General features: G+C 71.2%; 14 protein-coding genes and 2 pseudogenes. 4 read left to right on the top strand and 12 right to left on the bottom strand.

Annotated features, from left to right (window positions below; translation table 11 throughout):
* Positions 1-21 precede the first annotated feature (21 nt).
* Both EAO75_RS06990 and EAO75_RS06985 read left to right on the top strand, forming a co-directional pair.
* On the top strand, positions 22-2,064 hold the full coding sequence (locus tag EAO75_RS06990; protein ID WP_147994074.1) for a TIM-barrel domain-containing protein: 2,043 nt from the start codon (positions 22-24) through the stop codon (positions 2,062-2,064).
* Between the two features lie 358 nt (positions 2,065-2,422).
* Positions 2,423-3,058, top strand: a complete 636-nt coding sequence (locus tag EAO75_RS06985; protein ID WP_261989164.1) for a hypothetical protein — start codon at positions 2,423-2,425, stop codon at positions 3,056-3,058.
* 7 nt (positions 3,059-3,065) lie between these two features.
* On the opposite strand, the gene EAO75_RS06980 is transcribed toward EAO75_RS06985, so the two are convergent.
* A complete protein-coding gene (locus tag EAO75_RS06980) occupies positions 3,066-5,615 on the bottom strand; it encodes a CHAT domain-containing protein (RefSeq protein ID WP_147994073.1) in 2,550 nt (849 codons plus the stop codon).
* Positions 5,616-5,683: 68 nt separating this feature from the next.
* On the opposite strand from EAO75_RS06980, the gene EAO75_RS06975 reads away from it, so the two are divergent.
* On the top strand, positions 5,684-7,477 hold the full coding sequence (locus tag EAO75_RS06975) for a glycosyltransferase family 4 protein (protein WP_147994072.1): 1,794 nt from the start codon (positions 5,684-5,686) through the stop codon (positions 7,475-7,477).
* A 57-nt stretch (positions 7,478-7,534) separates the two neighbouring features.
* On the opposite strand, the gene EAO75_RS06970 is transcribed toward EAO75_RS06975, so the two are convergent.
* The 9 genes and pseudogenes from EAO75_RS06970 to EAO75_RS06935 all read right to left on the bottom strand — a co-directional run bounded on the left by EAO75_RS06970 (position 7,535) and on the right by EAO75_RS06935 (position 18,794).
* Positions 7,535-8,251, bottom strand: coding sequence for a glycoside hydrolase family 12 protein (locus tag EAO75_RS06970; protein WP_147994071.1), 717 nt, complete (start codon positions 8,249-8,251; stop codon positions 7,535-7,537).
* A 35-nt stretch (positions 8,252-8,286) separates the two neighbouring features.
* Positions 8,287-8,571: a glycoside hydrolase family 95-like protein gene (locus EAO75_RS06965; RefSeq protein WP_410092215.1), complete on the bottom strand. Its 285-nt coding sequence runs from the start codon at positions 8,569-8,571 to the stop codon at positions 8,287-8,289.
* Positions 8,566-9,051 (bottom strand): annotated as a pseudogene (locus EAO75_RS48495) (glycosyl hydrolase family 95 catalytic domain-containing protein); the annotation flags it as partial. The pseudogene EAO75_RS48495 and the gene EAO75_RS06965, both read right to left, overlap by 6 nt.
* Positions 9,052-9,056: 5 nt before the next feature.
* A pseudogene (locus EAO75_RS06960) lies at positions 9,057-10,835 on the bottom strand (glycosyl hydrolase family 95 catalytic domain-containing protein); the annotation flags it as partial.
* Positions 10,832-12,811 (bottom strand): beta-galactosidase, encoded by a 1,980-nt coding sequence (locus EAO75_RS06955; protein ID WP_147994069.1) that lies wholly within the window; start codon positions 12,809-12,811, stop codon positions 10,832-10,834. The gene EAO75_RS06955 and the pseudogene EAO75_RS06960, both read right to left, overlap by 4 nt.
* A complete protein-coding gene (locus tag EAO75_RS06950) occupies positions 12,811-14,997 on the bottom strand; it encodes a sialidase family protein (protein WP_147994068.1) in 2,187 nt (728 codons plus the stop codon). Before EAO75_RS06950 ends, EAO75_RS06955 begins: the two co-directional genes overlap by 1 nt.
* Positions 14,998-15,090: 93 nt before the next feature.
* A complete protein-coding gene (locus tag EAO75_RS06945; protein ID WP_147994067.1) occupies positions 15,091-16,029 on the bottom strand; it encodes a carbohydrate ABC transporter permease in 939 nt (312 codons plus the stop codon).
* Positions 16,026-17,069, bottom strand: a complete 1,044-nt coding sequence (locus tag EAO75_RS06940) for an ABC transporter permease (protein ID WP_147994066.1) — start codon at positions 17,067-17,069, stop codon at positions 16,026-16,028. Before EAO75_RS06940 ends, EAO75_RS06945 begins: the two co-directional genes overlap by 4 nt.
* 27 nt (positions 17,070-17,096) lie before the next feature.
* A complete protein-coding gene (locus EAO75_RS06935) occupies positions 17,097-18,794 on the bottom strand; it encodes an extracellular solute-binding protein (RefSeq protein ID WP_147994065.1) in 1,698 nt (565 codons plus the stop codon).
* A gap of 178 nt (positions 18,795-18,972) precedes the next feature.
* Here EAO75_RS06935 and EAO75_RS06925 point away from each other — a divergent pair, with 178 nt between their 5' ends.
* Positions 18,973-21,813 carry a glycoside hydrolase family 3 C-terminal domain-containing protein gene (locus tag EAO75_RS06925; RefSeq protein WP_147994064.1) on the top strand — a complete coding sequence of 947 codons (2,841 nt, stop codon included), beginning with the start codon at positions 18,973-18,975 and terminating at the stop codon, positions 21,811-21,813.
* A gap of 136 nt (positions 21,814-21,949) precedes the next feature.
* Here the strand turns inward: EAO75_RS06925 and EAO75_RS06920 are convergent, their stop codons facing one another.
* Together EAO75_RS06920 and EAO75_RS06915 are read right to left on the bottom strand one after the other, a co-directional pair.
* Positions 21,950-23,410: an aldehyde dehydrogenase family protein gene (locus EAO75_RS06920; RefSeq protein WP_410092206.1), complete on the bottom strand. Its 1,461-nt coding sequence runs from the start codon at positions 23,408-23,410 to the stop codon at positions 21,950-21,952.
* Between the two features lie 207 nt (positions 23,411-23,617).
* Positions 23,618-24,183, bottom strand: a 566-nt coding sequence (locus EAO75_RS06915; protein WP_147994324.1) for a PucR family transcriptional regulator, incomplete at its 5' end; no start/stop codon positions are given.

Here is a 24,183-nt window from a genome sequence, read left to right as displayed (position 1 = left end):
ATTCCTCCAGGAGCGCGCCTCGTGTATCAGCCTGCCGCACAGCAGCCGAAGGTCTCTCTCGCGCAGTCGTCCCCCACCGTCGGCACGTTCCGCGAGCGGGACGGCGCGCTGGAGTGGAGCGGCCGCCAGGAGACCGTTCGCGTCGAGCCATGGGGGCCGGACGCGGTCCGGGTGCGTACCCGGCTCGGTGGACCTATCCTCGACGGCCTGCCGAATGCCCTGCTCGACGAGCCTGAGGCCACGGAGAGCTCGGCCAAGATCGGTGCCGAGGAAGCGCAGTTGACCGTGGGCGCACTGACCGTCCACGTCGATGCCGAGGGTCTGATCCGCTTCCTGCGCACCGAGGACGGCACGGTGGTGCTCGCCGAGGAGCGCGCCCACTTCTGGTGGCCGGGCCCGCGCCTCTACACAGCCGTCGGCAACGGCCATCACAGGCTGGAGCAGCGCTTCGCCGCCTACGAGGACGAGAAGCTGTACGGCCTCGGCCAGCACCAGCACGGCCGCTTCGACCAGAAGGGCCTGGTCCTCGACCTGGTCCAGCGCAACGCCGAGGTCGGCATCCCGGTGCTCGCCTCCAGCCGCGGCTACACCCTGCTGTGGAACAACCCGGCGATCGGCCGCGTGGAGCTCGCGCACAACGGCACGCGGTGGGTCGCCGACTCCGCCCGCCAGATCGACTACTGGATCACCGTGGGCACCCCGGCCGACGGCCAGCGCCGCTACAGCGCGGTCACGGGCCGCACGCCGATGCTGCCTCGGTGGGCGGCGGGCTTCTGGCAGTGCAAGCTGCGCTACCGCACCCAGGACGAACTACTCGCCGTGGCACGGGAGTACAAGCGCCGGGGCCTGCCCGTCTCGGCGATCGTCTGCGACTTCTTCCACTGGACGCACCTCGGCGAGTGGAAGTTCGACCCGGCCGAGTGGCCCGACCCGGCGGCGATGGTCCGTGAGCTGGACGAGCTCGGCATCAAGCTGGTGGTGAGCGTGTGGCCGTCGGTGTCGCCGCTGAGTGAGAACCACCCGGTCATGGAGCAGCGCGGCTACTTCATCGGCACCCAGTACGGCCCAATGGCCCACGCCGACTGGCCCGACAAAGAGGTCGCGTCGACCGTCCAGGTGGCTTTCTACGACGCCACCAACCCCGACGCCCGTGCATTCCTGTGGTCGAGGATCAAGCAGAACTACCTCGACCCCTACGGCATCACCGCCTTCTGGCTGGACGCCTGCGAGCCGGAGCTGAAGCCGGGCTTTCAGGAGAACCTGCGCTACTGGGCCGGCCCCGGTCTGGAGGTCGGCAACATCTACCCGGCCGAGAACTCCCGTGCCTTCCACGAAGGCCTGCGCGCGCAGGGCGAGTCGGCGATCGTCACCCTCAACCGCTCGGCGTGGGCGGGCAGTCAGCGCTACGGCGCCGCCCTGTGGTCCGGCGACATCGGCACCGACTTCCCGACCCTGCGCCGCCAGATCGCGGCCGGCCTCAACACCGCGCTCTCCGGCATCCCCTGGTGGAACACCGACATCGGCGGATTCCACGGCGGCGACCCGGACGACCCGGCGTACCGCGAGGTGATGGTCCGCTGGTTCCAGTTCGGCGCCCTGTCCCCGCTGATGCGCCTGCACGGCTACCGCGACCCTGGCATGCCGCTCGGCCCGGAGATGACCGGCGGCCCGAACGAGGTGTGGTCGTACGGCGAGGAGGCCGGCGCGATCCTGGAGAAGTACCTGCGGCTGCGCGAGCGTCTGAAGCCGTACGTCCTGGACGTCATGCGGGAGGCCCACGAGGAGGGCCTGCCGGTGATGCGGCCGCTGTTCCTGGAGTTTCCCGAGGACAAGCTGTCCTGGCAGGTCTGCGACGCGTACATGTTCGGGGCGGACCTGCTGGTGGCTCCCGTCCTGGAACCGGGCGCGACGACCTGGACGACGTACCTCCCGGCCCGTGCGCGGTGGACCGACGCATGGACCGGCGACACGTACGAGGGCGGGCAGGCCGTCACCGTCGACGCCCCGCTGGACCGCATCCCGCTGTTCCTGCGGGACGGGGCCTCCCTGCCGATCGCCGAGTAGCGGCTGCCTCGCAAGGGGCGCGTGCTCGCGGGCGGCCCGGACACCGAGGACGGCTTCGCGCTGCTGCGGACCGCTCGACGCCGACCGCGGAACCCCGCTCGTGGTGACCGGCGAGGCCGGCTGGCGCAGGACCAGCATCCTGTGGAGCCTGGCCGGGAGCCGATCCGGGGAACTGGAAGGCGCCTGATCGAACCGGGAGAATGACGGTGCGCCAAAGACGTCAGACGTGGTTCGACGGAGGGGGACGGTGGTGGCGGGGCTCACGCTGAACGTGGCGATCGGATTACTCACCAGCATGCTCAGCGCGGCATTCGTCTGGTTGTGGCACCACGGCCGGAAGGCACGGGCACTGCATCGGATGGCAGGGTTCTTCGGTATGCGGCCGGGCGAGACGTGCATCGTCGTCATGAACCACAAGTGGGACCGGCCCGGGGTGGCCGCGCACCACGACGTGCAGGCCATGGTCGAGGCCGTCGTGCTGGCCCGGGAACTGGGCTGCGAGGTGTCGATGCGGGTCAGCGGGGAGTTCCGCGACAGCAACGGTCCGTGCGCGGAGTTCTGCATCGGCGGCCCGGAGAACGGCTCCAACGTCCGTACCGCCGGGCATCTGGAGCACAACGTTCCCGGGGTCGAGCTCCGGCCCTTCAGCGACCGGCCGGACTCGATGGCCTTCGTCGTGGGAGGCGAAACCTTCCCCTGGGAGCGCGGGCAGCGCGAATACGCGCTCGTTGCCAAGTTCCGCCCGCCGTCCGCGACGCGGCCGGTGTTCGTCGTGTGCGGCCAGAGTGCCGTCGCCAACCACGCGGCCATGCTCTTCCTGCGCCGCTCCCACCGGGAGCTGTCGGCCCGGCTGGCGAGCACGGAGCGCTTCTGCGTGCTTCTGCGGATCGAGGCGATCCCCACCTACGGCGTCCAGGGCGCCGTTCTCGCGCGGGACGTCTCGGCGTCGGCCTTCGAGCCCCGGCCGGGGCTGCGACCGGCGGCGGCCGGCTGACCCCGGATCAGTCCCCGGCCCCCATCACACACATGCCGGCCCAGTCGTACGGGCCGAGTTCGGGGTACCGGTCGCGCGTTTCCCGCGCGGCGAACCGCAGCGCCGAGCGCGCCGGCCTTCCGTCGGCGATCTGCCGCAAGGCCTCGGCGGCGATGCGGGCGGCGGCCTGCTCGCCGATCCGGCCGACCCCGGCGAGCACCGTCCGCGCGCCTCCGAGCAGGCCTCCGACGGCGAGACTCAGCGGGTCCCGGCCGTAGCGGCTGGCCGCGGTGGCACTCCAGCAGCCCACGAGCAGCAGCAGTTCGGGCAGTGGCAGGGCGGCGAGCGAGTCCAGGGTGACCCCGGAGGGGCCCAGCGCCGCATCGCCCGGGGCGGCTGAGTGACCGCTGACGTAGAGCAGGGCCGGGTGCGGGAGCTCCGCCACGTCGGCCAGGCCGCCGAGCGGCCGGTGCCCGCCGGGCCAGGCGTCCAGCGCGGCCCGCTCCTGCGTGTGCGCGGGCAGCGCGTCGTCCAGGAGGCTGCCCGCCGGCCCCGCGCCTTCTCCCGTCGAACCGGCGGGCCTCGCCCGGTCACGGACCAGGCACAGGGTGCGCAGGCTCGGCGTCAGCACGACCTCCGCCACGTCCAGCAGAGCGGTGTCGCCGCGCAGGAGGGCGCCGTAGGGCACATGCCACAGACGGGGGTCCGGGCAGACAACGACCGAGCGCGGAGCCTCCAGGCTGCCTCTCCAGATCTCCGGGGCGGGCAGCAGGACCTCGCCCAGCGCCCGCCACACGGAGCTGGTCACGCCGCGTGGCGGCAGCAGCTCGCCGGCGGCCAGCCGTCCGATCACCCCGTCCAGCCGCTCGGGCACCGGCTCCACCGTCGCGCGCCAGCGGCCGCCCCGTTCCCGTACGGCCGTCGCCGACCACCAGCCCGCGGTGCCGTGGCCGAGCTGCACCATCACGACGACGTCCGCGAGCGCGTCCAGGGCCTGCGAGGAGGGCAGCCCGCCCGGCAGCGGCAGAACACCGACCTCGTCGTCGCCCCCTCCAGCCAGCACCTGTGCCACGGCGGAGCCCAGCGAGAACAGGTCGTGCAACAGGTGCTCGTCGGCCGGCGGGGGAAGCAGCGGCAGCCCGGTCAGCGGGCCGGCGAGCGAATTCCCGTCCGACAGCACCCGGTTGAGCAGGTCGGCCCGGCCCAGCTCCATGACCTGGGCGACGGCGTCATGATCCGAGGCAGCTGAGTGGAGCCTGATCGCGGCGGTGTACACCTCCTCGCGCTCCGCGTGCACACCCCAGCGCGCGGCCGGGTCGCTCAGCAGGTCGCGTTGCAGCTCCGCACCGGTGAGCGCGCCACGTCCGGCCGCGAACCAGACGGCGGAGGGCAGCACCGACTCGTCGGAGATCGACAGTGCGTCGTGGAGGGCCTGCCAAGTGCGGGCCAGATCCCGGCGGTCCGGGCGGGAGGCGGTCGCGAGGATCACGGCCAGCTGGGCCGCCGCCTCGCGCTGGTCACCGCCGGAGGCGAGCAGGGCGCGCGCCAGGTGCCGCCGTCGGCGCAGTGCTTCGAGGGAGTCGTCGTCCGGCTGGACCCGCCCGGCGCGACGGGCCGTGGCCTCGGCGCCCGCGAAGTCCCCGGCCGCGTACTGGATTTCGGCCCGCTCCAGCAGGACCTGGCCGAGCCGGGACTGCTCACCGGTCCGTTCGCACTCCTCGGCCAGTTCGTCGGCCAGCGCCAGGGCCTCCGCGGTGCGGCCCAGCGCCCCCAGACACTCGATCCGGGAGACCCTCGTGATCGCGAGGTTCTCGGCGCTGACCCCGGTGAACAGGGCCTCGGCGCGCAGGAAGGCCGCGAGCCCCGCCTCCGGGGCGCCGGTCATGACATGAAGTCGCCCCTGGCGCACGGCGATCATCCCGCGGGTCAGGTCGTTCACCTCCCGCTCGTGCGCCTCGGCAAGGGTCCGTGCCTCCGCCATGGTCGCGGTCGCGAGGTCCAGCCGCCCCGACAGCCGTTCTTCAAGACTGCGTTCGAGCAGGGTCTGCACCTGGATCACGGTCATCCCGGACCGGTCCGCGAAAGCGCGGCACACCTCCAGCGACCGCTCGCAGTGAGCGATGCCCTCCTGGTACTCGCCGGTCAGCCCGCGCAGTGTGGCCAATTCCCGCCAGGCGACCGCGTGCGCCCTGGCCGTCGACTCCTCCAGCGGGAGGGCGAGTTGGGCGTGGTCCCACATCTCGGCGACCAGGAAGCCACGGCGCAGCCGGTGCCGCATGGCGAGCAGGCTCGTGACGCCGACGACCTTCGCGTCGTCCCCCGCTCGGACGGCGACCACGCGGGCGGCGAGCAACAACCGCAGGCTCCGCGGATACCGGCCGTCCCGCCAGGCGTCGTCGGCCAGATCGCCGTAGAACGCGGCGAGTTCGCGCCACCGCGCAGCCTGGTGCAGTCCGGCCGCGGACCGGGCCGCACGCTGCCAGATCTCCGGATCCGCCGGCTCGCCGGGCGCGGTACGGAACACGGCGTCCGGTACCAACAGGGTTTCCAGGAGCGGAGTTCCGGGGCTCGACAGCACGTGGTCATGCAATCACGGAGAGCTGGTCGCGAAGGGAGAAACCGTGGGTTCTCTGACATCATCGGGGCATGGCCGAAGCGATGTTCTCTCTGATCGTCCAGGTTGCCGGCGGCGTGTTCGCCGAGACGGCCAGGTCGTTCCTCGCCGACGTCCTCCTCGAGCGCTTCCGGAAGGCGGGAGTTCAGGCCAAGCCGGGACTCGACCTGGGTGACCGTGGCCCGGAGGGAGCGGGCGGACATGCGGTCACCGCCGTCGTGGTCAGCGCGTTCGGCGCGGATGGGGAGGACGGCGAGCGGTCACTGGGCCGTACGTCGCGGGAGATCGTGGGATGGCTGGCGTCGGCGCCGCCCGCGGTCGCAGGATCGGTCCGGGTGGAGCTGGTCAACCGGGAGACGGGCGCGGTGGCCCGGATCGACAGCGCGACGCCCGCCGAGGCCGCCGCACTGCTGGGCCCGGTGCTCGGCGACGAGTGGGCGAGCGCTCCCGTGGTGTGGGACGGGACGGCATGGACCGAGGAGGCGCGGGCCGACCAGCCGGGCGAGGCACCGCCGGCCGGGTTCGCCGCGCGGACGGTCCCGTTGGAACAGGACGCGCCGGAGCCGGACGTGCCCGGTAGGGCACGGGGCGGCGGCTCCACGGGAACGCGGATCCTGGTGGTCGCCGACGAGTGGCTGCCCGCCCAGGGAGGTCTGAGCGCGTTCAGCCGCTATCTGTGCCTGGCTTTCGTCGGCCTGGGTCTGGAGACGTACTGCCTGGTGCCCGAACCCTCTGCCAAGGAGACGGCGGACGCCGACAAGTACGACGTGCGGCTGATCGGCGCGCCCGTGCCCCCGGGACGGCCGCGTACGGAAGCCCTGATGCAGAAGCCGGAGCTGCCCGGCGGTGTGCAGCCGGACATCGTCATCGGGCACAGCTGGGTCACCGGCTACTACGCCAAGGTGATGCAGAGCTACTTCCCGAAGGCGCAGCGGGTGCACTTCATCCACATGTCCGCCGACGACACCCCTTTCCACAAGCGGCGCAACCCCGATGCCGCGGCGAATTCGGCGGCGGTGGCCGAGGAGCGCGCGAGCGCCGAGGAGGGCCTGGCGCGGGGGGCGAAGCTCACGGTCTGCGTCGGGCCGCTGCTGCACGAGTGGTTCGCCCGCCATGTGCACGAGAAGGCGGGCATCGCCTCGCCGGTGCGGCTCGACCCGGGGTTCGACGGACCCGACGGATTCAGCAAAGAGCCCCGGACCCGGCCCCCGTTCGAGCCGAGAATCCTGCAGTTCGGCCGACTCTCCGACGACGGGATCAAGGGCGTCGACCTGGCGGCGCGCGCGGTCGGCGCGGCCATGCGGGGCCAAACTCCGCACCGTGAGGTGCAACTCATGGCGCGAGGGATGCGGCCGGAGGACGACGCCGATGCGGTCAAGGAGCATCTGGAGGATCTGGCCGACTGCCCGGCGGTCAAGGTGCTGCCCCGGAACTTCACCGACGATCTGGAGGCGATCCGCGACGATCTGCGCAGCTCCAGCCTGGTTCTGATGCCCTCACGGGTCGAGGGGTTCGGGCTGGCCGGCCTGGAGGCGATCACCTCGGGCACGCCCGTCCTGATCAGCGGTGCCAGCGGTCTGGGTCTGCTGCTGGAGGAACTCCTGTCCCAGGAGATGCCGGAGATGATCACCCGGCTCGTGGTGCCGGTGCGGAACGGGAAGCGGCACGAGGATGCCAACGTCGACGACTGGAGGATGGCGATCGCGATGGCTCTCGGCAATCTGGACTCTGCGTTCGCCGACGCCGCGACCGTCCGCTCGGTGCTGGCCCAGAAGCGGACCTGGGAGATGGCGGCCACCCAGTTGCTGCAGGACCTCGGACTTTGAAGCCCGAGGGACCCGGGCCGGCACCGCGTGGGCGTACGGCGCCGGCCCGGGATGCGGTCAACTACTGCTGACCGTCAGGTTGTTGGTGACGAAGTCGAGTCCGCCGGACGACGAGGTGATCTCGTAGCCGAACTGGACGTCACCGATGGTTTCGCCGCTGGACATCCAGCCCTTGGTGTTGGCTATCCAGCTGAGGATCGGCTTGATGTCCACGTTGCCGGAGCTGGAGTCGGAGGTCCGCAGGAACGAGAACACCTCGTTCGCTCCGTTGCTGCCCTTGTAGACGGTCCAGGTGTGGCCGCCGAGGGTGACATTGCCCTGCGAGGTGCCGAGCGGGCCGACGGCGCCGTTGTAGTTGACCCAGAGCATGATCTCGTAGTCGTAGTCGGTGTCCCAGATGTCGTACGACGTGTTGTACGCGCCGGACGACGGGACGGTGACGTTGTAGCTGCTGGTGAGCGAGCCGAGGGAGGCGATCGTCTTGTTGATCACCTTCTTGGAGTTCGGGTAGGACTTGATGCCGCCGGTGTTCGGGTGGTTGGCCCAGACGCCCCAGTTGGTGCCGGAGTTGGCCCAGACGCACTGGCTGCCGGCGCCGGATCCCCAGATGTTGTTGTAGAGGGTGTAGCCGTTCAGGCTGGTGTTGCCCCACTGGTCGCAGGAGTTCCAGACGGCGGCCTGTGCCGGGGCGGAGGCGAGGCCGACGGTGGCGCCGAGGGCCATCGCCGGGGCCAGCACGGCCATGGTGATCTTGCGGAGCTTGCTGTGTGCCATGGTGTCCCTTCCATGGGTGGGGGGAGTTGCGGGGGTTACCACGCCCCGAGGCTGAGGACGTGGTCTTCTCCGGCGGTGAGGTCGAGCGGTTGGGCTTTACCGTCGCCGTCGCCGTCGCCGTCGCCGTCGCCGGAGGAAGTCCTGACTTCGATACGGACCGTGCGAGTCGGCTTCACTACCGCCCTCGCCCGGCCGGGCGCCCAGGTCAGTTCGACCTCGGCGCCGAATCGCGTACGTACGCCCGCGAGCCGGCCCGCCGGGAGGAACGGCGGCAGTGCGGGCAGGAGGACCAGTCGGCCGGGGGTCGACTGCACGAGCATCTCGATCAGTACGGCGGGCAGGGTGTGCGCCGCGTCCGCGTTGTAGACGTCGCGGTTCGGGTAGTGGGCGCTCATCAGGGAGGCGTGGAAGAAGTCGCCGCCGAGGACCTGGTCGAGGGCGTGGGCGACCCGGTCGCCGTCCCTGAGGCGGGCCGCGATCAGGGCGTGGTGGAGGTGGCCGTGCGCGGAGTCGTTCTCGGCGCCGCGCAGTTCGAGGGCGCGGTGGGCGGCCGTCGCGAGGTCGGGGGTGTCGTACGGGGTGATCTCGTCGAGCGGCCAGACGCCGTAGAGGTGGCTGAGATGGCGGTGGTCGTAGGTGTCCTCCAGGCCGGGCCAGGCCCATTCGGCGAGGGCGCCGTCGGCGTTGATCCGGTGCGGTGGGAGACGGTCGGCGAGGGTGTGCCAGCGGTCGGCCTCGGGGGTGCCCGGGTGGTAGTGGGCGGCCGTGCGCAGGGCGTGCCGGGCGGCCGAGAGGTCCATGGCCGCGTTGATCGTTCGGCGCCGCGCAGTTCGAGGGCGCGGTGGGCGGCCGTCGCGAGGTCGGGGGTGTCGTACGGGGTGATCTCGTCGAGCGGCCAGACGCCGTAGAGGTGGCTGAGATGGCGGTGGTCGTAGGTGTCCTCCAGGCCGGGCCAGGCCCATTCGGCGAGGGCGCCGTCGGCGTTGATCCGGTGCGGTGGGAGACGGTCGGCGAGGGTGTGCCAGCGGTCGGCCTCGGGGGTGCCCGGGTGGTAGTGGGCGGCCGTGCGCAGGGCGTGCCGGGCGGCCGAGAGGTCCATGGCCGCGTTGATCGTGCCCCAGCTCGCGCCTCCCGGGCGGTTCTCGGGCGAGTAGGAGGGGACGACGACGAGATGGCCCTCGGCGTCGGTGCGGGTGAGGAAGTCCTCGTAGAACTCGGCCACTTGGGCGAGGAGGGCGGCGGTGCGCGGGTCGCGTTCGCCCCGTGTCTCGTCGTGGTCGACGAGGGGCTTGAGGAGCCAGTCGGCGCCCGCGGTCCACAGGTGCAGGGGGTACTCGCGGCTGAAGTGGTAGATGTGCCCGGACTCGCCGTCGGTGTGGGCGGGCGCCACGACGCCACGGGTGCCGAAGATCGCGCGGGCGTTGTCGCGCCAGTGGTCCACCTGGCCGTGGACGAGGGCGGCGTGGGCCTCGGTCACCTCCGGGAGCGCGGCCGCCGCTGCCGAGGCGGTCTGGAGGTTGAGGTTGGCGTCGGTGGTGAACGCGCCCGACCATGCGGTGTTCCAGTCGCCGGTCCACAGGCCGGTGAGGCGGGGCGGCAGCATGCCGGAGGCGGAGAGCAGGTGGTAGCGGCCGGCCGCGAAGAGGCGTTCCAGGAGGGCGGGGCTCTTCGGGCGGCGGAGCAACTCCGTGCCGGGCAGGGTGCGTTCGCGTTCGTCGCCGCCGAGGTCGAGGCCGGCGCGGAGGTAGGCGGGGCGGTGCAGGGCGACATGGCGGGCGAGCAGGGAGGCGTACGGGTCGTCGTCGCCCTCGGGCAGGAGCGCGCGCAGCTCGCGCGCCTCGGCGAGGGCGTCCAGCTCGCCGGTGTGGCGCCGGACGCGGGTGAGGAGGAGCAGGGAGCGGGCGTTCTCGATCCGGATGCCGGGGAGGGAGGTGCCGATACGGCCGTCCGGTCCGCCGGTGACGACGGCGAGGGTGATGCCCGTGTAGGCGCGGTCGCTGCCGGGATGGCGGACGCGGAGAGCGAGGAGCGCACCTTCGGGGGTGAGGACGGCGCTGTGCCCGACGGCCAAGTCGTGTGGTGCGCCCGGCAGTTGGTGGTCCAGGGTCACTTCGGCGGTGAGGCCGGGCTCGGTGACGCGGTGGACGATGACGTCGTCGGCACGGGAGACGAAGACCTCGCTGCGCCGGCCGCCGCACCGGGCGCTGACCACACCGGTCGTGAAGTCGACCTCGCGACGGTAGCCGTCGGGCTGCTCGTCGCTCTGGTTGCGGAGCCGTATCCCGAAGGCGGGATGGAAGGGCTGCACCCACTGGAGGTCCCGCCCGTCGGTGAAGCTCTCGGCGGCGGTGACGTCTCCGGCCAGCAACCGGTCCTGGAGAAGCGGGAGTTCGGTGGCGAGGGCGGGCGGTCGGGCGTGTTCGGCGCCGTTGGGGCGGACCAGGGCGTGATGGCTGACGATGACCCGGTCGGCGTTCGGATCACCGAACACCATGACGCCGTGTCGGCCGTTCCCGCTCAGGAAGGCGTCCTCCCAGCGGGCGGCGGGGGCCGGCTCCCAGGTGCCGTGCGCCGGCCCGCTCATGAGGCGGACTCCAGCACGGCCACCCCGTACCGCCCGAGCTCGACCGCGTCGGTGACGTCGGCCCCGGTCAGCAGGTCGCGATGGCGGCCGGGCACCAGCACGGTGACCCCGTCGCGCCCATGGTTGAGCAGGAAGAGCAGCCCGCCCCGCCGTACCGCCTCCACCACTGCCGGAAGCCCCGCGAGCGTCGGTCGTACGCCCGCCGCGGCGGCGATGTCGGCGAGCAGCGTGCGCAGGGCGTGCGGCTCGGGGAGGGTGGAGAGGTACCAGACGCGTCCCTTGCGCAGGACCGCCGGGAGCCCGTCCAGTTCGCCGCCCTTGTACGGGGTGACGGCGTCGACGTCGTGCGCCGCCTCGATCTCCTCGGACCACAGGGTGCCGTGGAAGCCCTCGACGTCCACCGTCTCGCCCGCGTCGAGCGGCCACCACTCGTGCAGGACGCTGATGCCGAACAGGGCGCGCAGCCGGGCGTCCATGCCGCCCTCGCGGACCCGGTCGTCCTCGTCGGCGATGCCGGTCTGGAAGCCGCAGACGAGGGTGCCGCCCTGGCGGACGTAGGCGACGAGGTTGTCGATCGCCGCGTCCGTCATCAGATACAGCTGCGGCACGACGACCAGCTTGTAGGCGGACAGGTCGTGCTCGGGACGCGCGAAGTCGGCGACGGTGTGCGCCTCCCACAGGGCGCGGTGCCAGGCGCGGACGACCTGCGGGAAGTCGACCTCGCCGGACAGCCGCCCGTCCTGCCGGCTCGCCCACCAGGCGTTGAAGTCCAGGAGTACGGCGACCTCGGCGGCCTCGACCCGGGTGCCCGTCACCTGCCCGCCCAGCAGGGCGAGTTCGGCACCGATCCGCTTGACCTCCTGGAAGGTGCGGCCGTGCTCGCCCGCGTGGCTGACCATCCCGGAGTGGAACTTCTCCGAGCCCTGCCGGGACTGCCGCCACTGGAAGTAGCAGACGGCGTCGGCGCCGCGGGCCACGGCCTGGAGGGACCAGAGGCGGTTGAGGCCGGCCGGCTTGGGGTGGTTGACCCCGCGCCAGTTGACCGGCCCGGCGGCCTGCTCCATCACCATCCAGGGCCCGCCGCGGGCCTGCGAACGCGTCATGTCATGGACGAGGGCGCCGTACTGTCCGCCGAACGGATCCCGCGGATCCGGGTAGACGTCGATCGAGACGACGTCCTCCTGCTCGGCCCAGTGCCAGGCGTCCAGCCCCTGCCACACCGGCATGAAGTTGGTGGTGACCGGGATGTGCGGGCTGTGCCGGGCGACGATGTCCCGTTCGGCGAGGTAGCACTCCAGCAACGCGTCGGACGTGAACCGCTGGAAGTCGAGCACCTGCGTGGGGTTCTTCATGTAGTGCGCGCGGCGCGGCGGCAGAACCTCGTACCAGTCGCCGTAGCCCTGGCTCCAGAAGGCGGTCCCCCAGGCCCGGTTGAGGGCATCGAGCGTGCCGTACCTGGCCTGGAGCCAGCCGCGGAAGGCATCCTCGGCCTCGYCGCCCCAGTCGTAGGTGCAGTACTCGTTGTTGATGTGCCACATCCGCAGGGCGGGGTGGCTGCCGTAGCGGGCGGCGAGGTCCTCGGTGATGGCGGCGGCGTAGCGGCGGTAGGTCGCGCTGGAGTGGGAGAAGTGCTGGCGCGAGCCCCACCACTCGGTGCGGCCGTCCTCGTCGCGTGGGAGTGTCTCGGGGTGGAGGCGGCCCATCCAGGGCGGAGGCGAGGACGTGGGGGTGGCAAGGACGACGCCGATGCCGCTGACGTCCATCAGGTCCATCAGCCGGTCCAGCCAGCCGAACTCGCGTGCTCCCGGCCGGGGTTCGAGCTTCGCCCAGGAGAAGACGCCGAGGGTGACCGAGTTGACGCCGGCCTCCTTCATCAGCCGGACGTCCTCGTGCCAGGTCTCCTCGGGCCACTGTTCGGGGTTGTAGTCGCCGCCGAAGAGGATGCGGCCCCGGGTGGCGTCGCTCATGCCCGGCATCAGACGGGTTCGCCGTACTGGACGCCGCGGCCGTTGGTGGCGACGTAGACACGGCCGTGGATGCGCGGGTCGCCGGTGACGGCCGCGCCGATCCAGCCCCACTGGTGCCCGTCGTCGTTGATCCGCACCCAGGTCGCGGCCTCGTCGTCGGAGCGGTGCACGGCCGTGACGCTCTCGGTGGCGCCGACCATGTAGAGCGCCGGGTAGGAGGCGCCCGGGGCCGCCCTGCCGAAGCCGAGGGTGTACGAGGCCCAGCAGCTGGAGACCTTGCTGAAGGTCGCGCCGCCGTCGGTGGAGCGGTACAGGCCGTTCCACTTGAGGCTCAGCCACAGGTCACCGGACCGGCCCGGCGCCACGGCCAGCTGGAACTCCCTGTCCCCCGAGTTCAGCCCGCCGGCCCGTGCGGCGAACGTCAGACCGCCGTCGGTGCTGGCGTGGAGGGTGCCGGTGGCGGTGTCGAAGGCGTAGAAGGTGCTCGGGTCGACGGGGTCCGCGACCGGGGTGGCGCCCTTCGGGAAGGAGGCGACCTCGGACCAGGTGGCGCCGTTGTCGGCGGAGCGCTGAGTCGGGTAGGGGGTGCCGTCCCAGTGCACGAAGGACCACAGCAGCACGCTGCCGTCGGCGTTGGCGGCGATCGGCCCCGGTGCGTCCTTGGCGATGGCGGGCTGGGTCGCGAAGGGTGCCCAGGTCTGCCCGCCGTCGTTCGAGTGGGCGCCGTTGCCGTGGTCGCCCCAGCCGGCCCGGACGACGTACGACGGCCTGCCTGCGGCCTGCGCCAGTCCGGTGGCGGTCCCGAAGACGGGGTTGGCGGCCATGCCGCGCGCCGGGGACGCTGTGAGCGACTCGTGGTACATCACGCCGATGTCGCCGTTGCCGCTGATCAGATGTGCTTTCCCGGCCGGCGGCGAGAGCAGCTGACGGACGGACGTCTCCTCCAGGCCGCGGATCTGCGGGGCCCAGTGCGTGAGATCCCGGGTGCCGTAGAGGGTCGCACCCGTGCCGTACACGAGGTGCCGGGAGTCGTACGGGTCGATGCCGACCGCCTGGATCCACCAGCCGAACTTGGGCTTGTCCTCACCCCACTTGAGGTAGGGCGTCTCGGAGACGTCGAGGACGGCCGTGTCCTTCAGGGACGTCCAGGTGCGACCGCCGTCGGTGGTCCGGTACAGCGTGTCGATGTCGGCCCAGCGGTTGTTGGTGGAGACGACGACGGTGCCGGGGTGGCGGGCGTCGACGGCGACACCGCCGTAGCCGAAGGTGTCGGTTCCGCCGGGCTTCACCGGCGTGACCTCGGTCCACTTCCCGTCCGTGGTGCGCAGCTTGTGCACGCTGCCGTCGGACTGCCCGTTCGGCCCGGGCGCGTTCGCGTACGTCACATACAGCTCACGGGTGTGGCGGTCGTACGCGGCGCGGATCGGCACCTTGGCGGCGGTGCCGGTCGGCCGGCCGGGGACGGGCTCCCACGTCGTGCCGTCGGAGGTGCGGTACAGGTTGGGCTCGTCGGCCGTGCCGTCGGAGTCGCCCCAGCCGGCGTGGACGGTACGGCCTGCCGCGACGAGGAGCGTGACGCCCTGGCCGGTGGTGCTGGGGGTGGCCGGGAAGCTCACGGCCTGCCAGGTGGCGCCCCGGTCGGTCGACTTGAGCAGCCCGTCGTGCCGGGTGCCGAGCCACAGGGTGTCGCTGTCCCGCGGATCGACGAGCAGCCGCTCCCCCGCACCCCGCCCGTCCTCGTTGGCCCCGAGCTTCACGCCGAGGTCGGTACGGGTCCAGGTGGCACCGCGGTCGTCGGAGCACAGGACGGCTCCGTTGCCGGCCCAGGACTGGGCGTAGGTGCCGAGGGCGAGGTACAGCCGGTCGGGGTGGGCCGGGTCGACGGCCATGGCCTCCACGCCGAGCAGGTTCCAGTCGTCCCAGCCTAGGTGGTCGATCAGCGGGACCCACCGCTCGTGACGGTCGTCCCAGCGGTAGGCGCCCCCGATGTCGGTACGGGCGTAGGCGAGGCCGCGGACGGAGGGGTGGAAGAGAACGCCGGTGACGAATCCGGTGCCGCCGATGACGGCGGTGCGCCAGCGGTATGCCTGGCCGGCGGCCTGCGCGGGGGCGGAAAGCAACGGCACCGTGCCGAGCGCGGCGGCGGCCGCGGTCCCGGCAAGGACGGCTCTCCTGGTCAGGCCGGACGTACGCATGGACTTACCTCGCTCCGAAAGAGGGGGGTGGAACGCGCCCCAAAGGGGCGCGGGGAACTGCGCGACCAGCCACAGACAACCCGCAGCCGCCAATCAGCCCTTGACGGCCCCGGTCAGCATGCCTTTCTTGAAATGCTTCTGGACAAAGGGCGAAAGCACAGCAACAGGCAGCAGCGCCATGACCATCACAGCCATCTGCACGGCCAGCCCCGAAAGCTGCCCGGTCTTGATGGCCTGCCCAAGACCGACCGGCGCCTCCTGCTTCTGCACCAGCTGGATCATGACGTTCTGCAGCGGCATCATGTCCTGGTCGTTCAGATACAGCGACGCGTTGAACCACGCGCTCCAGTACCCGACCGCGTAGAACAGCGTGATCACCGCGATGACGGCCCGCGACAACGGCATGACGATCTGCCAGAGGATCCGCAGATCCCCCGCGCCGTCAATCCGCGCACTGTCGATGAGTTCCGGCGAGATCCCCATGAAGAATCCACGCAGCACAAGGATGTTGAACACACTCACCGCGCTGGGAAGGATCAGCGCCCAATAGGAATCCGTGAGCCCGAGGGTCTGCACCAACAGATACGTCGGAATCAACCCGGCACTGAAGAACATCGTCGCCAGCAGCATCATCAGAATCCACCGGTGCCCCAGCGACCCGGTCCGCGACAACCCGTACGCACACAGCACGGACACGCCCATGGAGAACAACGTGCCGACGAGGGTGACGAGCACGCTGATGACCGCCGCCCGGGTGACCTGCCCCCCGCTCAGGAGCTCCTTGTAAGCGATGAAGGTGATGTCCTTCGGCACCATCACAAGCCCACCGGCCGCGTCGATCGTCTTGCGCGACGACAAGCTCGTCACCACCACGATCCACAGCGGAAAGAGAATCCCGAGGCAGGCCAGCGTCAGGACGAGACCCTTGCCGGCGAGCCCGGCCTTGGAGGGCTCCTCCTCCCAGCCCGGTCGGGGCGGCGCCGAGGCCCACCGGCCGGGCCCCCGCACCGTCTTGTCGATCACGGCGGTCACTTCTTGTACACCCCCTGCTCGCCCATGAGATGGGCCACCTTGTTCGCGGCGAGGACCAGTCCGAGGCTGACCACGCCCTTGACCAGGCCCGCGGCGGCCGCGTAGCCGAAGTCCTGGTTGCGCACGCCGTTCCACCACACGAAGGTGTCGAGGACCTCCGCGGCGCCCGGCCCGACCATGTCCCGTTGCAGCAGGATCTGTTCGAAGCCGACGGTGAGGGCGTCACCGACGCGCAGCACCAGCAGCAGGGCGATGACCGGCCGCAGCGCGGGAAGCGTGACGTGCCACATGCGGCGCCAGCGGCCCGCACCGTCCATCGCGGCGGCCTCGTAGAGGTCGGGCGGCACGGAGGCGAGCGCGGCGAGGAAGACGATGATCCCCCAGCCGGCGTCCTTCCACACGCTCTGCGCGGTGATCAGCAGCGGGAAGGTGTTCGGGTCGGTCATGAAGTCGAGGCCGTCGTAACCGTGTTGCCGCAGCAGCTGGGAGAAGATCCCGGCGCCGCCGAACAGTTGCTGGAACACGGCGATGACCAGCACCCAGGAGAAGAAGTGCGGCAGATACAGGATCGCCTGGGAGAACGCCCGGATCCGGGGCCTGACCACGCTGTTGATGAGCAGCGCGAGCAGGATCGGGATCGGGAAGAACAGCACGAGCTGGAGGAAGAACAGGATCAGGGTGTTCTGGACGGCGTTCCAGAAGGCCGAGTCGTCGAAGATCCGCTGGAAGTTCTCCATGCCCACGAAGGGGCTGTTCAGCATGGAGACGACGCCGTTGTCGCTGATGTAGGGGTCGTAGTCCTGGAAGGCGACGACATTGCCGAGGATCGGTATGTAGTTGAAGAGCAGGACCAGCACGACGGCCGGCAGTGTCATCAGGAGCAGCAGCCGGTCGCGGCGGAACCGGACCTTGAGGCTCAGCCTGCCCGAGGGACGCTTCCCCTCGGGTCCGGTGACGCCGCCGGGCGCCGGCGTAGTGCGCCCACGTGCGGTCTTCCTCTTCGCCTCGGCCCTGCTCCGAGGCACCGTGCTGTGCGACACGGCCTTCTCCTTGCCTAGAGCCCCGGATCAGTTGGCCGCGCTGCCGTTCTCGTCGAGGATCTTCTTGTACCAGTCGCGCAGCTTGTCGCCGCCCTTGCTCTTCCAGTCGGAGACGGCCTGCTGCATGTCGCTGACCTTCTTGCGGCCGCGGGCGATGTCGTCCTCCAACTGCTCGAAGTCGTTGGAGAGGTTGGTGTAGCGGGCGGGCTCGGTGATCTGCATGCCCCAGAACGACGACTTCTTGGTGCGGGCACCCATCCGCTGCTGCCACTCGACCTGCGCCTTGGCGACCGCCGGGTAGTCCGGGTGGGCCAGGGTGGAGGCGGGGCTGGCGACCATGACGTAGGCGTTGAGGACCTCGTTGTTGCCCTGGTCGGTCTTGACCGGGACACCGTCCTTGAGGGTGTAGTGGGTGCCCTCGACGCCGTAGTTGGTGAGCATGTACTCCTTCGTGCCGTACGGCGCCGCCGTCACGTTGGCGACGGCGAGCGCGTCGCGGACGACGGACTCGGCGGCGTTCTTGTTGATGAACGCGAAGATGCCCGCGGGCTGCGCGGCCCACGGGCTCGGACCGCTGCCGCCGGCGCCGAAGATGTCCATGCCCGAAACCTTGAAGTCCGGGTTCTGGGCGGCCTGGGAGGCGGTCAGGCCGTACCAGCTGGAGATGTCGTTGTTGTAGATCAGGAACTCACCGGCCGCGAACTTGGTCTGCGGGTCGGTGGCCTGGCTCTTGCCCAGCTCGAAGTCGGGGTGGACGACCCCTGCGGCGAACAGCTTGCGCGTCCACTCCAGCGCTTCGAGGTACTCCTCGGTCTCGATGCGGTAGACCAGCTTGCCGTCGACGAGGTTCCAGCCGAGTGGCTTCTCCGAACCGGAGAGCACACCGAAGGAGTTGAACGCGGTCCACTTCATGTCACCGCAGGCCCACACCTTGGCCTTGGCGTTGGTGATGTCCTTCGCCAGCGCCAGGAACTCGTCGGTGGAGGTGGGGACTTGATACCCCTCCTTCTCGAAGACGTCCTGGCGGTAGAGGGGCACGATGTTGGTGACGTACGACGCCGGCATCGGCAGGCCGCGCAGCGCACCGCCGAATATCGAGCGCTGCCAGGCATCCGTCGGAATCGCCGCGAGGTTGGGGTACTCCTTGACCTTGTCCCCGGAGAGGTAGGGGCCGAGGTCGGCGAACTTGCTGATGATGGCGCTGGGTATCTTGCCGCCCATGTTCCAGCCGGGGACCACGACGACATCGGGGACGTCGCTGGAGGCGAGGACCGCGCCGAGCTTCTGGTCGTAGGTGTTGCCGTCCTGGTTCTGCCACTGGACGTCGACGCCGGTCAGGTCGTTCATCGCCGTGTAGTAGGGGTTGCTGCCCTTGGGCGGTGAGCCCCAGAACGGCGACATGATGGTGACCTTGCCGCCCTTGCCGAGCTTCTTCGGGACCGACGCCTTCAGGTCCGCCAGATCCAGCTTGCTGGTGAAGCCGAGCGAGGAGCCGTTCTTCGACGGGATGTCCGGCGTCACCACATTGCTGGCCACGTACGCCGGCAGGATCTTCTTCGCGTCCTTGCCCGACGTGGTCCCCTCGCGCGAACCGCTGTCCGCACCGCCGCACGCGGCGAGCAGCGGCATCCCACCGGCCACCGCTGCGGTGGCGACCGCCGTGGAGGCGAGGAAACTTCTCCGGCTCGGTCCGGAGGAGGCGGAGGAGGCGGCTTTCGGCGTCATTGCGTCAACCCCACTGTCGAAGCGCTTCGATGTTGCAGCGAGGTTAAGTGAACGCCCATGGGTGCACAAGAGTCGCTTCCAAGATTCCTTCTAGGCATCTTGACACCCACCCCCGAGTCGAATGAGCATCGAAGCGCTTCGAAAGCATCAAGCCGATCCATCGCAAGGGGATCCCCAAGTGACCGCACACACGCCGCACACGCAGCCTTTCCGCGATGCACAACTCCCGTTCGCGAAGCGCATCGACGACCTGCTGTCGCGGCTCACTCTCGACGAGAAGATCGGATTCCTGCACCAGTTCACGCCGGCGGTCGAGCGCCTGGGCATCGCGGCCTTCCGCACCGGCCAGGAGGCGCTGCACGGAGTGGCGTGGATGGGTGCGGCCACGGTCTTCCCGCAGGCGGTCGGCCTCGGCGCGACCTGGAACACCGATCTCGTACGACGCGTCGGCGAGGCGGTCTCCAAGGAGGCCCGCGCGATGCGCGCCCGCGACGACCGCGTCGGCCTCAACGTCTGGTCCCCCACGGTCAACCTCCTGCGCCACCCCCTGTGGGGCCGCAACGAAGAGGGTTACTCCGAGGACCCGAAGCTCACCTCGGCCATCGCCACCGCCTACACCCGGGGCCTGCGCGGCGACCACCCGACGTACTGGCGCACCGCGCCCGTCCTCAAGCACTGGCTGGCGCACAACAGCGAGACGGGCCGCGACGTCACGTCCTCCTCGGTGCGCCCGCGCGTCCTCCACGAGTACGACCTGCGCGCCTTCCGCGAGACGGTAGAGGCGGGCGCGACGGCGGGGGTGATGCCGGCGTACAACCTGGTCAACGGCCGCCCCAACCATGTCTCGCCGTATCTGCGCGAGCACCTGCGCACCTGGACCGACGACGACCTCCTGGTCTGCTCGGACGCGGGCGCGCCCTCCAACCTGGTCGACTCCGAGCACTACTTCGACACCCACGAGGAAGCCACGGCCGCCGCGCTGCTGGCCGGCGTCGACAGCTTCACCGACCACGGCACCGACAGCTCGCAGATCACCGCGCGTGTCCGCGGCGCCCTGGACCGGGGCCTGCTGACCGAGTCGGACCTCGACGCGGCGGTGCGCCGCCAGCTCTCGGTCCGTTTCCGCCTCGGCGAGTTCGACCCGCAGTACGACCCGCACGCGCTCACCAGGGACTTCGACACCCCGGCCCACCGCGCCCTCGCCCAGGAGGCCGCCGAGCAGTCCGTCGTCCTGCTCAGGAACAGCGGGGGGCTGCTGCCGCTCGCGCCCGACACCCGGCTCGCGGTGGTCGGCCTGCTCGCCGACGAGTGCAAGCTCGACTGGTACAGCGGCACGCTCATCCACCGCTCGACCCCGCTGGAGGGCCTGTACGAGCGGTTCGGCGCCGAGCGGGTGGAGTTCGCGGAGGGCGTGGACCGCGTCCGCCTGAAGACCTCGACCGGCGCCTTCCTGCACGTCCCCGAGGCGCAGGCCCTCGACGATGTGCGCGGCGCCGAGGGCGCCCTCGACCCGGCGCTGCTGTCCGGCCGCACGGACCTGCCCCCGCTGACGTGCGACCAGGCCGGCACCGAACTCGCCCTCGTCGACTGGGGCGAGGGCGTGCTGACCCTGCGCGCGCCCGACGGCCGCTACCTCTCGGTCGCCGAGGACGGCCGAGTCCGCGCCGGCGCCGACCAGCCCGGAGGCTGGGTCGTCCAGGAGACGTTCCGCCTGGAACCGCACGGGAACGGACACCTCCTGAGGCACATCGGTACGGGTCGCCACCTCTCAGTCGCCGCCGACGGCGTCAGGGTTGCCGAAGCGGACCCGGAGATCTTCGAGCTGATCGTCGTCGAACGCGGCGAGGACGCGGTGACCCGGGTCGCCTCGCAGGCGGACGTGGTCCTGGTGGTCGCGGGCAACGACCCGCACATCAACGGCCGCGAGACCGAGGACCGTACGACGCTCGCCCTCCCCGCCCACCAGGAGCGTCTGTTGCGCGCGGCGCGCGCCGCCAACCCGGACACCGTGCTCGCACTGGTGTCGGCCTACCCCTACGCGGTCGACCCGGCCGCCTTCCCGGCGGTGCTCTGGACCTCCCACGGCGGCCAGGCGGCCGGCACCGCCCTCGCCCGGGTCCTGGCCGGTGACGTCTCCCCCGCCGGCCGCCTCCCGCAGACCTGGTACGCCGATGACGCCGACCTGCCCGACCTCCTCGACTACGACGTGATCGGCGGCCGCCAGACCTATCTGTACTTCGAGGGCACCCCGCTGTTCCCGTTCGGCCACGGTCTGTCGTACGCGACCTTCTCCTACGCCGACCTCGCCACCCGTACGACGGACGGCTCGCTGCACGTCTCCTTCACGGTCACGAACACCGGCGACATGGCGGCCGACGAGGTGGCCCAGCTCTACTCCCGTGCCGTGGACCCGGCGGTGCCGCGCCCGCGCCGCGAACTGCTGGCGCACAGCCGGGTGCGGCTGGAGCCCGGCGAGCGCCGGGAGCTGACCTTCGAAGTCCCCCTGTCCGCCTTCGACTTCTGGGACGTGACACGGGGCGGATGGCGCCGCGAGCCCGGCCCGCACGAAGTGCTGGCCGGCGCCTCCAGCGAGGACGTCCGTCTGCGTACGACCGTACTCCTCGACGGCGAGCCCGCGACGCCGCGTCCCGTCCTCCGGCACGGCCTGGCGGCGGCCGACTTCGACGACCAGAGCGGCGTCGCGATCGTCGACCGGACGAAGACGTCGGGCGATGCGGTGACGGCGGCACAGGGCAGGACGGGCGAACTGGTCTACCGGGACTGCGACTTCGCGGACGGCGTCACGCAGGTGACGGCGACGGTGTCCGGTGACGGTGTGGTCGAGGTGTCGCTGGACGGGGGCCCTGTGCTGGCCGCCCTCACGTTCCGGGCGCCCGAGGACGCGGACCGGTACGCCTACGCGACGCTGACCGCCGAGATCATCGCCGAGGGCGTGCGCGACGTCCACATCGGGCTGCGCGGCCCACTGCGGCTCGCGCACGTCGGCTTCTCCGGTTGAGGGTCCGGACCAGGCCGACGCAAGGAAGGGGCCCGGCACCGGAAGGCATCGGTGCCGGGCCCCTTTTTCATCCCGGGATACGCAACCACTCTACCTGAAAACGATTGTCACAAGCCAGAGTGGATCCTGAACCCGCTCAGAGATCGATGCCGGTGAGGACCATCACGCGCTCGTAGGTGTAGTCGTCCATCGCGAACTTCACACCCTCACGGCCGACGCCGGACTGCTTGACGCCGCCGTACGGCATCTGGTCGGCGCGGTAGGACGGGACGTCGCCGACGACGACACCGCCGACCTCCAGAGCCCGGTGGGCGCGGAAGGCGGTCTGCAGGTCGTGGGTGAACACACCTGCCTGCAGGCCGTACTTGGAGTCGTTGACGGCGGCGAAGGCGGCGGCCTCCCCGTCGACCTTGTGCACCGTGAGGACGGGTCCGAAGACCTCCTCGCAGGCGATCGTGACGTCGGCCGGCACGTCGGCGAGGACGGTCGGCGCGTAGGAGGCACCGTCGCGCTTGCCGCCGGCGAGGAGGGCGGCGCCGGCGGCGACCGCCTCGTCCACCCACGTCTCGACGCGCTTGGCGGCGTCCTCGCTGACCAGCGGTCCGACCTCCGTGGCGTCATCGCTCGGGTCGCCGGTGACCTGGGCCTCGACGGCGGCGACGATGCGCGGCAGCAGCCGGTCGTACACGGAGGCGTCCGCGATCACCCGCTGCACGGAGATGCAGGACTGGCCGCCCTGGTAGTTGGAGAAGGTGGCGATGCGGGTCGCGGCCCAGTCGAGGTCCGCGTCGGAGGCGAAGTCGGCGAGCACGACCGCGGCGCCGTTGCCGCCGAGCTCCAGGGTGCAGTGCTTGCGCGGCACCGAGTCCATGATCGCGTAGCCGACCTTCTCGGAGCCGGTGAAGGAGATGACCGGCAGGCGCTCGTCCTGGACCAGGGCGGGCATGCGGTCGTTCGGAACCGGGAGGATGCTCCAGGCGCCGGCCGGAAGCTCGGTCTCGGCGAGCAGGTCACCGATGATCAGCCCGGACAGCGGGGTGGCCGGGGCGGGCTTCAGGATGATCGGCGCACCGGCGGCGATGGCCGGGGCGATCTTGTGGGCGCACAGGTTCAGCGGGAAGTTGAACGGCGCGATGCCGAGGACGACGCCCTTGGGGAAGCGGCGGGTGAAGGCGAGCCGCCCCTGACCGCCGAGGTCGGTGTCGAGCCGCTGGGCCTCGCCGCCGTTGAACCGCCGGGCCTCCTCGGCCGCGAACCGGAACACGGACACGGCACGGCCGACCTCGCCCCGGGCCCACTTCATGGGCTTGCCGTTCTCGGCGGAGATCAGCCGGGCGATCTCCTCGGTGCGCTCGACGAGCCGCCGGCTGACGTGGTCGAGGGCGGCGGCGCGCACATGGGCCGGGGTCGCGGCGAACTCGTCCCGGACGGCGTACGCGGCGGCCACGGCCTCCTCGATCTGCGCGTCGGTCGGCACGCTGACCTTGCCGACGACCCGCCCGTCCCACGGCGAGGTCACATCAAAGCTGTCCTCGCCGCTGACCTGGCGGCCGGCGAGCCAGAAGGCGTGGATGGCCGCCACATTGTCCTGGGGCATATCGATTTCCCGGCCCTTCCGCGTTGGGGGTGTCCTGTGTGTCGAGGTCCAAGGTAGGGGCGTGAAGGGGGACCGGCGTTTGTCCGGGGTGTAGTGGTCGCGGGTCAGGGTTCGACGGATTGGCGCAGCAGGGGGAGCCGCTGGGCGCCGGTCCGCGCATTTCAGCCGGCGAAAATCGGCCGTCCGCGCCCGCCCGGCCCGCCCCGCCTACTCCGTCGACGTCGCCTTCAGCGCCAGCCAGAGCTCCATCCGCACATCCGCGTCATCCAGCGACCGCCCGAGGATCTCCTCCACCCGCCGCATCCGGTAACGCAACGTATGCCGGTGCACCCCGAGATCCGCGGCCGCCGCGTCCCACTGGCCGTGCCGGGACAGCCACGCCCGCAGCGAGGCCACCAGGTCCCCGCGCCCCGTCGCGTCGTGCTCGTGCAGCGCCCGCAGCAGCCCGTCGGCGAACGCCTTCACCGCGTCGTCCGCGAGCAACGGCAGCACGGACCCCGCGGCCAGCTGCTCGTGCTCCACGAAGACCCGCCCGCGCCGCCGGGCCACCGACAGCGCCTGCTCGGCCTGCTTGTACGCCGATGCGGCGGCGATGGGCCCGGCCGGCGCCGACAGCCCGACGACCAGCTCGTCCTCGTCGACTCCCACCGGCTGCTCCGGTACGTCCCCCGCGCGCGCCGCCTCCAGCGCCGCCGCGTACTGCGCGCACGCCGCGACCGCCGCACCCCCGTCCCCCGCCAGCACCACCAGTCGCGCCGGGGAGGCGGTGCTGG

Source organism: Streptomyces sp. UW30 (genome assembly GCF_008042075.1).
Taxonomy (GTDB): Bacteria; Actinomycetota; Actinomycetes; order Streptomycetales; family Streptomycetaceae; genus Streptomyces.
This window is presented reverse-complemented; position numbering and strand designations above follow the sequence as displayed.